Consider the following 13,122-nt stretch of genomic DNA (forward strand, 5'->3'; position numbering starts at 1 on the left):
CTCGCCGGACCTTCCCGGGAGCAGGCACATGCACAAGCAATGGAGATGGCGTGGCGTTGGGTTGTTCGGTGTCTTGGCGTCGCTGGCGTTGCCCGCGGCCGCAGCGATGCAGGCCAAACCGCTGGAATGGACGATCGGCAAGGACACCTTCAGCGGCGTGCTGGTCTACGACGATGCCGGTGCCGCCAAGCGCCCAGGCCTGGTGATGGTGCCGAACTGGCGCGGCGTCAACGATTCGGCGGTCACCAAGGCCAAGCAGCTGGCCGGCGATGACTACGTGGTGCTGGTTGCCGACGTCTACGGCAAGGGCAAGCGTCCGGCCAACGACAGCGAGGCCAGGCAGTTTGCCGGTGCCCTGAAGAAGGACCCGCCGACGCTGCGCGCCCGCGCGCTGAAAGCGGTGGATGCGCTCAAGGCGCAGGCCGGCAAGGCACCGCTGGATGCATCACGCATCGGTGCGGTGGGGTTCTGCTTCGGCGGCACCACGGTGCTGGAGCTGGTGCGCGCAGGTGCGCAGCTGGCCGGTGTGGTCAGCCTGCACGGCGGCATCGCGACACCCAGCCCGGCGGCGGCCGGCTCGGCCAGGACGCCGGTGCTGGTACTCAATGGCGCCGACGACAAGAGCGTGAGCAAGGCGGACATCGCGGCCTTCGAAACCGAGATGAATGCGGCGGGCGCGGACTGGCAGTTCGTCAATTTCAGCGGTGCGGTGCATTGCTTTGCCGAAGCCGATGCCAACAGCCCGCCAGGCTGCCTGTACAACCCGCGTGCGGCGAAACGTGCCTACCGCATGCTCGGCGATTTCTTCGACGAACGCTTTGGCGATTGATGAGATGACTGGACGCGGCTCACCGCCGCCTGACAGCCCGTTCAGTGAGCGCGGCAGGCGAAACCTGCCGCCCGGATCAATGCGTGCGTTCCACCGCATAACGTGCCAGACCACGCAACGCTGCAACCGCAGGGCTGGGCGGCAAACCGTCCAGCGCCTGTTCCGCAGCGGCAGCGTATTCGGCGGCACGCTGGCGGCTGTAATCCAGGCCGCCGGTGGCGTGAATCGCCGCCAGCACCTCGGGCATTGCGCTCGCATCGCCCTCTTCGACGATCTGGCGTAGCCGCTCCCGGGTCCTCGCATCCGAGTGCGCCATGGCGTGGATCAGCGGCAGGGTCGCCTTGCCTTCGGCCAGGTCGTCCCCAAGGTTCTTGCCCAGGTCCGCGGCGTCGGCGGCATAGTCGAGCACATCGTCGGCAATCTGGAAGGCAAAGCCCAACTGCATGCCGTAGTCGTACAGGCGCTGCTGCACCTGCGTATCCGCGCCCGAGGCCAGCGCGCCCAGGCGGGTGCCGGCGGCGAACAGTACCGCGGTCTTGCGCTCGATCACGCGCAGGTAGGCGGCTTCGTCGGTGTCGGGGTTGTGCACGTGCAGCAGCTGCAGCACCTCGCCTTCGGCGATGCGGTTGGTGGTGTCGGCCAGGATCTGCATGACTTCCATGCGATCCAGCTCCACCATCAACTGAAAGCTGCGCGAATACAGGAAATCGCCGACCAGCACGCTGGGCGCGTTGCCCCACAGCGCATTGGCAGTGCTGCGCCCGCGGCGCAGGTCCGATTCGTCCACCACGTCGTCGTGCAGCAATGTGGAGGTGTGGATGAACTCGATGATCGCCGCCAGTTGATGGTGCTCCGGGCCGGAGCCGCCAGCGGCGTGGCCGGCCAGCATCACCAGCATCGGACGCAGGCGTTTGCCGCCGGCGGAGATGATGTGATCGGCGATCTGGTTGATCAGCACGACGTCCGAGGCCAGACGGCGGCGGATCAGCGCGTCGACCGCGGCCATGTCGGGCGCGGCGAGGGACTGGATCTGGGGCAGGCCCAGGACGGTGGAGAGGTCTTCGGCGATGGTCATGCGCAGGCGTTCGTGATGTGCGCCGATTATAGATGTCTGGGCCAGATCCGTCCCGCTGGCCGTGTGCGAGGGCCTCCGGCGTGGCTGCAAACCCTTGCGGCGCGGGCGTCGGGCCTGTCCGCGAGCGCCCGGATTCCGACCTGCCTGCGCGGCATTCCCCGGCCCGGTTCAGCGGCGATCCGCCGGTACCGAGGCCGGCAGGTGCGGTAACATTGGCACCAAGACATTCACCGCCGTGCCCACTGGCGCCGGCGCACCATCTCGGAAGCATCTATGGCCCGCGGCATCAACAAAGTCATCCTCGTCGGCAACCTCGGCAACGATCCCGACACCAAGTACACCCAGGCCGGCATGGCGATCACGCGCGTGAGTCTGGCCACCACCAGCATGCGCAAGGACCGCGATGGCAACAACCAGGAGCGCACCGAGTGGCATCGGGTGGTGTTCTTCGGCAAGCTGGGCGAGATCGCCGGCGAATACCTGCGTAAGGGCTCGCAGGTGTACGTCGAAGGCGAGCTGCGTTACGACAAGTACACCGGCCAGGACGGCGTGGAGAAGTACAGCACCGACATCGTCGCCAACGAGATGCAGATGCTCGGCGGCCGTGGCGAAGGCGGCGGCGGTGGCATGGGCGGCGATCGCCCGCAGCGCAGCCAGGCTCCGCGCCAGCAGCAGGGCGGTGGCGGTCAGGGCGGCGGTCAGGATTACGCCCCGCGTCGTCAGCAGCCGGCCCAGCAGCAGTCGGCGCCGCCGATGGACGATTTTGCCGACGACGATATTCCGTTCTGATCGGCAGTCAGCCTGTTTGTCAGTCAAAAGGCCCGCATCGCGCGGGCCTTTTGCTTGCTGGCCGCTGTTGCATCGACGCAGGCCGGGCTGTTCCGAAGCGCCCTGGACGCGCAGGTTGACCTGCCCAGTACGACGGCGCCGCTCACCAATCTCGACCAAACGTGGCTAACAGCACCTCGCGTGCAATCGTCAGGTGGCTGAGAACGCCGCGCACCCATGGTGTGTAAGCCTGACACACGCCGATTCCGGACATGGGCCGCGCCCGCCCGGTGTTGAGCGCAGTTCCGCTGTCTGTCGCGCTACGCCGACGTCCGGTCGCGGCCGTTCTGCTTGGCGCGATACAACGCCGAGTCGGCGTCGTGCACGAAGGCATCCGGGGTGCGTGGCGCTTGGCCCGGTTCGAACGTCGCTGCGCCGACGCTGACGGTGACGTGCGCGCTGGTCGGGCTGGACAGGTGCATCAGGCCGAGCCCGGCGACGGCGCTGCGGATCGCGTCGGCCAGCCGCAGTGCGCCGGCGGCATCTGTCTGCGGCAGGATCATGCCGAACTCTTCGCCGCCGTAGCGCGCGGCAATGTCTTCGCTGCGCCGCGAGCAGCCGGCAATCGCGCGCGCGATCAGACGCAGGCAGGCGTCGCCATTGACGTGGCCATAGGTGTCATTGTAGAGCTTGAAATGATCGACATCGATCATCAGCACCGAGAGTGGCGCTTGTCGATGGACAGCCTGCTGCAAGGCATGGGAGAGCCGGTGGTCGAACGCACGGCGGTTGGCGATGCCGGTGAGTGCATCTATCCAGGCTTCGGTGCTGAGTTTGTCCTCGTTGCGATGCATGCGGCGCAGTTGCAGATCCAGCCAGATGCCGACGCCCAACAGCAACGCGCACCCCAAGGCGGCGACCACGATGCGCTGGTGCGCCGATTGCCGCCAGTTGGCCAATGCGTCATCGACCGAGACACCGGTCAACACGGTCAATGGATACGCCCGCGCTGGCGTGAAACTGGAAATGCGCTCCACGCCGTCGATCGGCGAACGATAGGTGGCAGTGCCGTGCCTGCGGGCGCGCATGGTGGCGTAGATCGAAGTGCCTGCGATCGAGGTGCCGATCACGCCCGGTTTGTCGGGCAGGCGCACCAGCACGATGCCATCGTCATTGGTCATGCCGATGGTGCCGTTCGGGCCGACCTCGAAAGTGCTGTAGTAATTCTGGAAATACTTCAGTTGCAGCGTGACCAGGACTACTCCTGCAAACTCGCCGCTCGGGGTATTCAGGCGCCGGCTCAACGTGAGCACCCAACTGCCATCGGATCGGCTCTGTACCGGCGGTCCGACCAGCGACAAGGCGTCGCGATGGTTGCGGTGATATTTGAAATAGGCGCGATCGGCGTTGTTGTGCGTTCTGGGCGTGCTATCCAGTGACGAACTCACCCAGCTGCCGTCGGGCGCATAGATGAAGATGCCATGCAGCCGGTCCGAGCGACGCGCTTCATGCACGAGAAAATCATGCATGACCAGTCGCGCACTGGCCGATCTTTGGTCGTGCTCCACCCGCGACACCAACCCGGACAGCACGGCATCGGCGATCGTCATGGTGTCGCTGGCATGCTGCGCCAGCGAATTGGCAAGATTCAACGATTGCGCTTCGGCGGTGCGCAGCGCACTTCCGCGCTCTTCGTGGATGGACCAGTATTCCGAACCCAGCAGCAGCAAGCACGAAATGCTCAGCACAAAGTGCAGCGCGATGCGTTGTGCTCGTTGCCGTCGCCGCTTTGTGGATGATGTCACGGGAGTTACCTGTCTGGACATCAGGACATTGCAACTGCCGTGCCAGCTTAGCCGTTGGCGTCGCGTGGAATCGCTTGCATCGCGTGGCGCAATGCCGATCTGTGATTGATGCCTCATGCGTTGCGCGGCAGTTCGCGTGGCGTGCGACCGCGCTGCTGTCCAGCCTGCTCTCGTCACGCGCTCGACGATGCGATCACGCACGGCTACCGACAACAGGACCGAAAGCCAGCTCGACTGCATGCGGATAACGCCCGGGGTGTTATCCCGAACGTCGATCACAGCAAGGAGCGCCTCATGCGCGCGATTCGTTTAGCTCATCCTGCAGGCCTGAATGCATTACACGTCGTTGCGTTGCCCGACCCCGGGCAGCCGGCACGCGGTCAGATCAGGGTGCGGCTGCATGCAAGCTCGTCGAATTTCCATGACCTTGGCGTGGTGGCCGGGCAGATGCCGACGGCTGACGGCCGCATCCCCATGTCCGACGGTGCCGGTTTGGTCGAAGCCGTCGGGCCTGAAGTGGACGAATTCGCCGTCGGCGACCATGTGGTGTCCACCTTCTTCCCCGGGTGGCTGGATGGCGAGCCGCAGCAGGCCGGCTTTGCCACCACGCCCGGCGATGGCGTCGATGGCTATGCACGCTCTGCGGTCGTGGCCGCCGCGCATGCGTTCACGCACGCTCCGACCGGCTACAGCCATGCCGAAGCGGCGACCTTGACCACGGCCGGCGTCACGGCATGGCGCGCCCTGGTGGTCAATGGCGGACTCAAGGCCGGCGACAGCGTGCTGGTGCTCGGTACCGGCGGCGTGTCGATCTTTGCATTGCAGTTCGCCAAGGCGATGGGCGCCACCGTCATTGCGACATCGTCGTCCGACGAGAAACTGGCCAGTGCGCGCGCGCTGGGCGCAGACCACATCATCAATTATCGTCAGCATGCCGAGTGGTCGGCGCAGGTGCTGGAGATCACCAACGGGCGTGGCGTGGATCATGTGGTCGAGGTCGGTGGGCCGGGCATCCTGGCGCAATCGATCCGCGCTACGCGGGTGGGTGGGCATATCGCCTTGATCGGTGTGTTGACCGGTGCCGCGGGTCCGGTGCCGACCGCCGAAATGATGGGCCGACAGCAGCGCCTGCAGGGGCTGGTGGTCGGTAGCCGCATGCATCAACGGCAACTGGTGCGTGCACTGGATGCCTTGCCGCTGCGTCCGGTGATCGATCGCGCCTTCGCGCTCGACGCTATCGCCGACGCCTTCGCGTTGCAGCAGGCCAGCGGCCATCTGGGCAAGATCGTGCTGGAATTCTAGGAGCGGCTGACAAAACTCCTGCGCTTACCGTCAGGCGGGCGCGGGCGCGGGCGCTGCGTGAATCGGCATGTGGCACTGACCCACACTTTCACGCCATCCATGCCCCGCCTGACGGCTGCCGGTCACGCGTTGGTGGTCGCTCCAAGTCGGTCGTTCGCGTCCGGATGTCCTCGATGCAGTGCATCCGGATGCGGCAGACGAGCACCGCGCAGTGGAGACGGAGGCAAGCGCGCGGACGGGGATGACGTCTTCCCGCTCAGCATGTGTTTCCTGGCAGCATGTAGAAGATCTTGAATCACTTCATACGCCGCGAAGCCCGCAAAACGCGGGCTGCCAGCCCGCATGATCGTTGCGTAGCGAGTGGGCCATGCATTTCAGCAATGATGAGCGCGCTTCATAGGCGCATGCACTCCATGCCGCCAATACCCGCCGAACGCGGCTCTAGAATCGGGCCATACCCCCGCTTCGCGCCCGCACGCATGCGCTGCATGCTCACGTGATTGTGACCGACCGCGCTGCACATTGTTTAAGGAATGTATAAGCCAGCATTGTTGGAGATGCCAGCCATGAGAGAGATCAAGATGACCCGTCGCGAGATACTGATCGCTGGCACGGCATCGGCAGCCAGCGTTGCCGCAAACCAGTCGATGGCCGTGACTGCAGGCAAGGCGATGTCGCACCGGCAGGCGGTCGAGCCTGCCGATGCATCGAGCCAGGTTGCGTTCGAGGTCAACGGAAAGCCAGTGACCCTGACGCTGGACAATCGCACCACGCTGCTCGATGCCCTGCGCGAACACCTGCATCTGACCGGCACCAAGAAAGGCTGCGACCATGGCCAATGCGGTGCCTGTACCGTGATCGTCGATGGGCAGCGGATGAACTCCTGCCTGTCGTTGGCGGTGATGCATCAGGGCGGCAAGATCACCACCATTGAAGGCCTGGGCACGCCGGACAAGCTGCATCCGATGCAGGCGGCCTTCGTCAAGCACGATGGATATCAGTGCGGTTACTGCACGCCTGGGCAGATCTGTTCGGCGGTGGCGGTACTGGATGAAGTCAAGCGCGGCATCCCCAGCCATGTCACCGAGGATCTGACCGGCAAGACCAGGCTCACCACGCCGGAATTGCAGGAGCGGATGAGCGGTAACATCTGCCGTTGCGGCGCGTACTCCAACATCGTCGATGCGATCAACGATGTTGCGGGAGAGCGCGCATGAAGGCGTTTAGCTACGAACGCGCCGCCTCGCCCTCCGACGCCGCGGCCAAGGCTGCGCGCCAGCCGGATGCCAAGTTCATCGCAGGCGGCACAAACCTGCTCGATCTGATGAAACTGCAGATCGAGACGCCTTCGCATCTGATCGATGTCAACGGACTGAGTCTGGATACCATCGAGGAAACGCCGGACGGCGGCCTGCGCATCGGCGCCCTGGTGCGCAATACCGATCTGGCAGCCGATGCCCGTGTGCGTCGCGATTATGCCGTGCTGTCGCGCGCATTGCTGGCAGGTGCGTCGGGGCAGCTGCGCAATCGCGCCACCACCGCAGGCAACTTGCTGCAACGCACACGTTGCCCGTATTTCTACGATACCAATCAGCCGTGCAACAAGCGCCTGCCGGGCAGCGGTTGCGCGGCGATCGGTGGCTTCAACCGGCAGCTGGCGGTGATCGGCGCAAGCGAAGAGTGCATCGCCACCCACCCCAGCGACATGGCCGTTGCCATGCGCGTCCTGGACGCGGTGGTCGAAACGGTGCGTCCGGATGGACAGACACGAGCGGTGCCGTTGTCCGAGTTCTATCGTGCGCCCGGCAAGACGCCGCACCTGGAAACCGTGCTGGAACGCGGCGAACTGATCACGGCGGTGAGCCTGCCCAAGCCGCTCGGCGGCACGCATGTCTATCGCAAGGTGCGCGATCGCGCTTCCTACGCATTCGCCCTGGTGTCGGTTGCAGCGGTCGTGCAGCGCGATGGCAGCCTGCGTGTCGGCGTAGGCGGTGTCGCCCACAAGCCGTGGCGCAGCGAGGCGGCCGAAGCGCAGTCGCGCCAGGGCGCGCGTGCAATTGCCTCCGTGCTGCTCGACGGCGCACGACCTACCGAACACAACGCCTTCAAGCTGCCGCTGGTCGAGCGCGCCTTGACCGCGGTCCTGGCCGAGACGAGGGCCTGATATGAAATTCGACACTCCCGCCAGTACCAATCCCATCGACCGGCTCAAGGTCGTCGGCAAGCCGGTCGATCGTATCGACGGTCCGCTCAAGGCCACCGGGCTGGCGCCGTATGCGTACGAGCATCACGATCTGCCTGGACGTGCCGCCTACGGCCATATCGTGGGCGCCGGCATCTCCAAGGGCAGCATTCGCAGCATCGATCTGAGCGCGGCGCGCAATGCGCCGGGCGTGCTTGGCATTGTCACCGCGCAGAATGCGGGCAAGTTGCAGAAAGGCAAATACAACACGGCCAGGTTGCTCGGCGGTCCGGAGATCCAGCATTACCACCAGGCCATTGCGGTGGTGGTTGCCGAAACCTTCGAGCAGGCACGTGCCGCAGGCCAGCTGATCAAGGTCGACTACGCTCGCCATGTCGGCGCCTACGATCTGGAAAAGGCACGCGATGGCGCCAAGGTCACCAAGGAGGGCGAGGCGCCGAACAGTGCAGTCGGCAATTTCGATAGCGCCTTCGCGGCCGCGCCGGTGCAGCTGGATGCCGAATACACCACGCCCGATCATTCGCACGCGATGATGGAGCCGCACGCGTCGATCGCCATGTGGGAAGGCGACAAGCTGAGCGTGTGGACCTCCAATCAGATGATCGACTGGAGCGCGGGCGATCTGGCCAAGACGCTGGGGATCCCGCGCGAAAACGTCCGTCTGATGTCGCCGTACATCGGCGGCGGCTTCGGCGGCAAATTGTTCCTGCGTGCCGATGCGGTGCTCGCCTCGCTGGCCGCGCGCCAGGTCGGACGTCCGGTCAAGGTGATGCTGCCGCGGCCGCTGATCTTCAACAACACCACGCACCGCCCGGCCACCGTGCAGCGCATCCGTATCGGTGCACAGCGCGATGGCAAGATCACCGCGATCGCGCACGAGAGCTGGTCCGGCGACCTGCCCGAGGGCGGACCGGAAATCGCGGCCGCGCAGACCCAGTTGCTGTACGCCGGTGCCAATCGCCTGATTTCCACACGCCTGGCCGTGCTCGATCTGCCAGAAGGCAATGCGATGCGTGCGCCCGGCGAAGCGCCGGGCCTGATGGCACTGGAAGTGGCCATGGACGAGATGGCCGAGAAGCTGGACATGGACCCGGTCAAGTTCCGTATCGTCAACGACACCCAGGTGGATCCGGAAAACCCGCAGCGTCCGTTCTCGCAGCGTCAGCTGGTCAGGTGCCTGGAAGATGGCGCAACGCGTTTCGAGTGGTCCAAGCGCAAGGCCAAGCCGGCCAGCAACCGCGATGGGCGCTGGTTGGTGGGCATGGGCGTGGCGGCCGCATTCCGCAATGCACCGGTGATGACCTCCGGCGCGCGCATGCGGCTGGAGCAGGGCGGCCGGGTGGTGGTGGAAACCGACATGACCGATATCGGCACCGGCTCCTACACCATCATTGCGCAGACCGCCGCAGAGATGATGGGCGTGCCGCTGGATTGGGTGGACGTGCGGCTGGGCGATTCCAGCTTCCCTGCTTCGGCCGGTTCCGGCGGCCAGTGGGGTGCGAACAGTTCCACTGCCGGCGTGTATGCCGCGGCAGTGAAACTGCGCGAAGCCGTCGCCGAGCAGTTGGGGCTGGACCCGGCCAAGGCTGAATTCGCCGATAGCCACGTGCGTGCCGGCGGCAAGCGCATCGCGCTCGGTGATGCCGCGGCCAATGGCGCCCTGGTGGTGGAGGACAAGATCGAGTTCGGCGAACTTTCCAAGACGCATCAGCTGTCGACCTTCGGCGCGCACTTTGTCGAAGTCGGCGTGGATATCGCCACTGCCGAGGTGCGCATCCGCCGCATGCTGGCGGTGTGCGCGGCCGGGCGCATCCTCAACCCCAAGTCTGCGCGCAGCCAGGTCATCGGTGGCATGACCATGGGCGCGGGTGCGGCCCTGATGGAAGAGCTGGCGGTCGACAAGCGGCTGGGCTTTTTCGTCAATCACGACCTGGCCGGTTATGAAGTGCCGGTGCATGCGGACATCCCGCATCAGGACGTGATCTTCCTGGAAGAAAGCGACCCGATGTCGTCGCCGATGAAGGCCAAGGGGGTCGGCGAGCTGGGCATCTGCGGGGTGGCGGCGGCGATCGCCAATGCGGTCTACAACGCCACCGGCGTGCGCGTCCGCGATTACCCGGTCACGCTGGACAAGCTGCTCCCGCATCTGCCCGAGTTGCTGCGCGCGTGAGTGCGGTGGTGGCCCCGGTCACGCATGCGGCGCCGGCCGAGCCGGCGTGGCCGGCATGGCCGAGCTATGCCCTGCACGATGACCTGCTGCCCACGCTGAGCGCCTGGCACCGAGCGGGGCAGCGTGTGGCCATTGCCACGCTGATCGAGGTGCAAGGCTCCTCGCCGCGGCCGTTGGGGAGCGAGATGGCCATCAGCGCCGACGGCCGGGTGGCCGGCTACGTTTCGGGCGGGTGCGTGGAGGCCGCAGTGGCGCACGAGGCCATCGCCGCCCTGCGCGACGGTACTCCACGCTGGCTGGACTACGGCGAAGGCAGTCAGGTGCTGGATATCCAGCTCAGCTGTGGCGGCCGTATCGGCGTGCTGGTCTGGCCGGTGCAGGACCTGGGCGAGCATCTGGCACGCTGGCGCAATGCGCGCCAGCATCGTCGCCCGTTTCATGTCGCGCTGGATCGGATCACTGGCGCAGTCCGTTATCCGGTCAATATGCAGGACCTGCGTCCCGACGAATTCCTGCGCACGCATCGGCCCCCGTTACGGCTGGTGCTGGTCGGTGCCGATCCTGCGCTGCTGGTACTGGTGTCGCTTGCCAGCCAGATGGGCATCGAGGTACGTGTGCTGCGTCCGCATGGACCCAGCGAACCACCGCCGGGACTGGCCGCGGACCATTACGATCGCCGTACGTTGGGCGAAGCGCTGCAGGATCTGCATCTGGATGCGGACACTGCGCTGTACAGCCTCGCGCACGACGGCGACAGCGATCTGCAGGTCGCCTGTCGGGGGCTTGCCTCCAGGGCTGCCTGCATCGGCATTCTGGGCAGTCGCCAGAAACGTAAGGCACGCCTGCAGGCACTGCGTGCACTCGGGCATGACGATGTCGCCCTGGCCAGATTGCGGCTGCCGGCGGGTTGGCGCATGGGGCGCTCCTCACCGCATACGATTGCGCTCGGCATCATTGCCGAAGCCACCCAGGCGGTTGCCGATGGGCAGGCAGCTGCAGTGGCTGGCTGAGTCTGTTGCTGCCCTGCGAGCGGGCAGGGAAGCCTCAGTCGCGTTTGCATTCACGTCAATGTGAATCTCAATATTCAGTCGCCAACACTGTTGGTGCGTGGTTGCCGGATAAGTTTCTGCACTGAAAAAGACTTATTTGTAAAAAAGTAATCTTTGATATGTCTTATAAGGCATGCATTTACCTGCTGCGCCTCCCGGATGACGATAACTGCGCCATCCAGCGCCGGCAATCCGCTGAAATCCCTGCTGCAGCGCGAGCGTTACTCGCGTCCGGTGAGTGCATTGCATTTAGTCACTCTGCGCGCACAGTTACATCTTTAGGCTGGCGCATCTCCAATATGCACGCCACGTCGCCATGACCGAATTACTTGATCACTATGCCGACGTCTTCTGCGACGCAGCTCGACTGCCGTCGTCAGCCATTATCGTTCGTCCAGACGCAACCCCGTGCAATGCACTTTTCGATTCGGGCCCGATGCTGCCGACCGCGCGCCGGTGTGCGCTTCGCGCGATGGCATCCGACGCATGAGTAGCGATCACGTTGCGCTGTTGCTCGCCGCGGGTGCAGGACGCCGGCTGGGGCGCTCCAAACAATTGCTGCTGCGCGAGGGCGAACCGTTGTTGCGGCGTTTCGCGCGCATCGCGCTGCAGACGGCGCCACGTCGCTGCGTGGTGGTGCTGGGCGCCGATGCCGACGCGTTGACCGATGTCCTGCAAGGTCTGGACGTGGAAGTGCTACGTCATTCCGAGTGGGCCGCCGGCATGGGCTCCAGTCTGGCTGCGCTGCGCCAGCATGTGCAGGACGATACGTCGCTGAGGCGCAGCCTGATCCTGGGGTGCGATCAGCCCGCGCTGGACGCGCCGCATCTACGCGCCTTGCTGGAAGAGGCTGACCGTGCCGCATCCGGATGTGCCACCAGCGGGTATGCCGGTGTGCGCGGCATCCCCGCGGTGGTGTCCCACACGGCCTGGGCCGATGTACCGCTCCAGGGCGACAGCGGCCTGCGTGGCTTGTTCGCCAGCCTGGACGTGCAGACATTGGGCTGCATCAGCGCCCCGGCGCTCGCATTGGACGTGGACACGCCCGCCGACCTGGTCGCAGCGCAACAGCGTGGCTGGGTGGATGCGGATTGAGACACCGTGACGGGTGCAGCTAATCGCTATACGGCAGCCTGGAGACAGAGCGGTATCAGGACCACAGCACGATCGCTTCCCTGATCACCAGGACATAGCCCACCACCATTGCGGTCTTGACCGGAAACTGGAACTTCCTGAGCAGATGCATGCGACGTCTCCCCCAAGGCATCTTCAAGAGCGACGAATTTCCCCGCGCCGTCTGCGCCCGTCGACGGCCATCTGCGACGTGTACGTGCCGCTCGAACGCGAATTTAGCGCCAGCTCTGATCGGTGTCATGTAAGAATTTTCCTACCTTTGTGCCAGTGTCCGCCCGACGGCGTTTGTATGAGCGAAAAGACATTCTGGCTATGCCGGACGCGGGGCCTTTGGCCACTCTCCCGCGGCCCCTTGAGTAAGGGCACGCCGGCATCCCTGACCGGGCCATGGCCCTCCCGCCGTCGGTGCGCTGCGCCTTTCCACGGTGCCCGTTTCCGTCGTTCGATCGCTGCATGCGCCGGCCGGAGGCCCTGATGGACGAGTCCCGCTATGTTGTCCGTATTCACCCGGAACAGGGCGGTTGGTGGGTGACCCGGCCGCAGTGGTCGCCGCTGCGTTATCTACGCGAGCAGGGCGCGCTGGAAAATGCCGAATTGATGGCCAAGCTGCATTGTCTGACCACCGGTCAGCCCAGCGACGTGGTGTTGAAGACCGCCGCAGGCGACCGCGTGGTACGTCGCTACGGCTGAGCGAGCCAGCCCCTTGCGGGGATCGTGCGGCAAGCGATGACGATCCGCCCGGGCGAGGCGGGTAACTGCGTGTGCCCGGCAACGTGTGCGGATGCGC

Annotated in this window: 11 protein-coding genes; 9 read left to right on the plus strand and 2 right to left on the minus strand. The window is 65.3% G+C overall.

What is annotated here, in order from left to right; genetic code table 11:
• Nucleotides 1–28: 28 nt before the first annotated feature.
• The gene (locus tag FHT08_RS04780) at nucleotides 29–829 is read left to right on the plus strand and encodes a dienelactone hydrolase family protein (RefSeq protein WP_104606088.1); all 801 of its coding nucleotides are present in this window, start codon (nucleotides 29–31) and stop codon (nucleotides 827–829) included.
• A gap of 76 nt (nucleotides 830–905) precedes the next feature.
• Here the strand turns inward: FHT08_RS04780 and FHT08_RS04785 are convergent, their stop codons facing one another.
• Nucleotides 906–1,904 carry a polyprenyl synthetase family protein gene (locus FHT08_RS04785; RefSeq protein WP_166774436.1) on the minus strand — a complete coding sequence of 333 codons (999 nt, stop codon included), beginning with the start codon at nucleotides 1,902–1,904 and terminating at the stop codon, nucleotides 906–908.
• A 273-nt stretch (nucleotides 1,905–2,177) separates the two neighbouring features.
• Between FHT08_RS04785 and FHT08_RS04790 the strand changes: the two genes are divergently transcribed.
• A complete protein-coding gene (locus tag FHT08_RS04790; protein ID WP_166774437.1) occupies nucleotides 2,178–2,693 on the plus strand; it encodes a single-stranded DNA-binding protein in 516 nt (171 codons plus the stop codon).
• Nucleotides 2,694–2,992: 299 nt separating this feature from the next.
• Here the strand turns inward: FHT08_RS04790 and FHT08_RS04795 are convergent, their stop codons facing one another.
• Complete coding sequence (locus tag FHT08_RS04795; protein WP_208408831.1) at nucleotides 2,993–4,498, minus strand: sensor domain-containing diguanylate cyclase; 1,506 nt, start codon at nucleotides 4,496–4,498, stop codon at nucleotides 2,993–2,995.
• A gap of 273 nt (nucleotides 4,499–4,771) precedes the next feature.
• Between FHT08_RS04795 and FHT08_RS04800 the strand changes: the two genes are divergently transcribed.
• From FHT08_RS04800 to FHT08_RS04830, 7 genes are all read left to right on the plus strand, one after another.
• Nucleotides 4,772–5,779, plus strand: coding sequence for an NAD(P)-dependent alcohol dehydrogenase (locus tag FHT08_RS04800; RefSeq protein WP_166774439.1), 1,008 nt, complete (start codon nucleotides 4,772–4,774; stop codon nucleotides 5,777–5,779).
• 557 nt (nucleotides 5,780–6,336) lie between these two features.
• Complete coding sequence (gene paoA / locus FHT08_RS04805; protein ID WP_258077209.1) at nucleotides 6,337–6,996, plus strand: aldehyde dehydrogenase iron-sulfur subunit PaoA; 660 nt, start codon at nucleotides 6,337–6,339, stop codon at nucleotides 6,994–6,996.
• Entirely contained in the window at nucleotides 6,993–7,943 is a 951-nt protein-coding gene (locus FHT08_RS04810) for a xanthine dehydrogenase family protein subunit M (protein ID WP_104606092.1), read from the plus strand. Before paoA ends, FHT08_RS04810 begins: the two co-directional genes overlap by 4 nt.
• Nucleotide 7,944: 1 nt before the next feature.
• Nucleotides 7,945–10,152 carry an aldehyde oxidoreductase molybdenum-binding subunit PaoC gene (gene paoC / locus FHT08_RS04815; protein ID WP_166774441.1) on the plus strand — a complete coding sequence of 736 codons (2,208 nt, stop codon included), beginning with the start codon at nucleotides 7,945–7,947 and terminating at the stop codon, nucleotides 10,150–10,152.
• Complete coding sequence (locus FHT08_RS04820; protein WP_104535905.1) at nucleotides 10,149–11,162, plus strand: XdhC family protein; 1,014 nt, start codon at nucleotides 10,149–10,151, stop codon at nucleotides 11,160–11,162. The genes paoC and FHT08_RS04820 overlap by 4 nt, the downstream gene beginning before the upstream one ends.
• A gap of 525 nt (nucleotides 11,163–11,687) precedes the next feature.
• Nucleotides 11,688–12,296 carry a nucleotidyltransferase family protein gene (locus FHT08_RS04825; protein ID WP_166774442.1) on the plus strand — a complete coding sequence of 203 codons (609 nt, stop codon included), beginning with the start codon at nucleotides 11,688–11,690 and terminating at the stop codon, nucleotides 12,294–12,296.
• A gap of 513 nt (nucleotides 12,297–12,809) precedes the next feature.
• Nucleotides 12,810–13,025: a hypothetical protein gene (locus FHT08_RS04830; RefSeq protein WP_104536698.1), complete on the plus strand. Its 216-nt coding sequence runs from the start codon at nucleotides 12,810–12,812 to the stop codon at nucleotides 13,023–13,025.
• The last annotated feature ends 97 nt before the right edge of the window (nucleotides 13,026–13,122 follow it).

Source organism: Xanthomonas sp. CFBP 8151 (assembly GCF_011761885.1).
Taxonomy (GTDB): domain Bacteria; phylum Pseudomonadota; class Gammaproteobacteria; order Xanthomonadales; family Xanthomonadaceae; genus Xanthomonas; species Xanthomonas arboricola_B.

What these genes read in the sequence shown, in the direction of transcription:
- FHT08_RS04825 (WP_166774442.1), top strand. Translation starts at nt 11,688, where the DNA reads ATGAGTAGCGATCACGTTGCGCTGTTGCTCGCCGCGGGTGCAGGACGC.
- FHT08_RS04790 (WP_166774437.1), top strand. Translation starts at nt 2,178, where the DNA reads ATGGCCCGCGGCATCAACAAAGTCATCCTCGTCGGCAACCTCGGCAAC.
- FHT08_RS04785 (WP_166774436.1), bottom strand. Translation starts at nt 1,904, where the DNA reads ATGACCATCGCCGAAGACCTCTCCACCGTCCTGGGCCTGCCCCAGATC.
- FHT08_RS04795 (WP_208408831.1), bottom strand. Translation starts at nt 4,498, where the DNA reads ATGTCCAGACAGGTAACTCCCGTGACATCATCCACAAAGCGGCGACGG.
- FHT08_RS04810 (WP_104606092.1), top strand. Translation starts at nt 6,993, where the DNA reads ATGAAGGCGTTTAGCTACGAACGCGCCGCCTCGCCCTCCGACGCCGCG.
- paoC (WP_166774441.1), top strand. Translation starts at nt 7,945, where the DNA reads ATGAAATTCGACACTCCCGCCAGTACCAATCCCATCGACCGGCTCAAG.
- FHT08_RS04780 (WP_104606088.1), top strand. Translation starts at nt 29, where the DNA reads ATGCACAAGCAATGGAGATGGCGTGGCGTTGGGTTGTTCGGTGTCTTG.
- paoA (WP_258077209.1), top strand. Translation starts at nt 6,337, where the DNA reads ATGCCAGCCATGAGAGAGATCAAGATGACCCGTCGCGAGATACTGATC.
- FHT08_RS04830 (WP_104536698.1), top strand. Translation starts at nt 12,810, where the DNA reads ATGGACGAGTCCCGCTATGTTGTCCGTATTCACCCGGAACAGGGCGGT.
- FHT08_RS04800 (WP_166774439.1), top strand. Translation starts at nt 4,772, where the DNA reads ATGCGCGCGATTCGTTTAGCTCATCCTGCAGGCCTGAATGCATTACAC.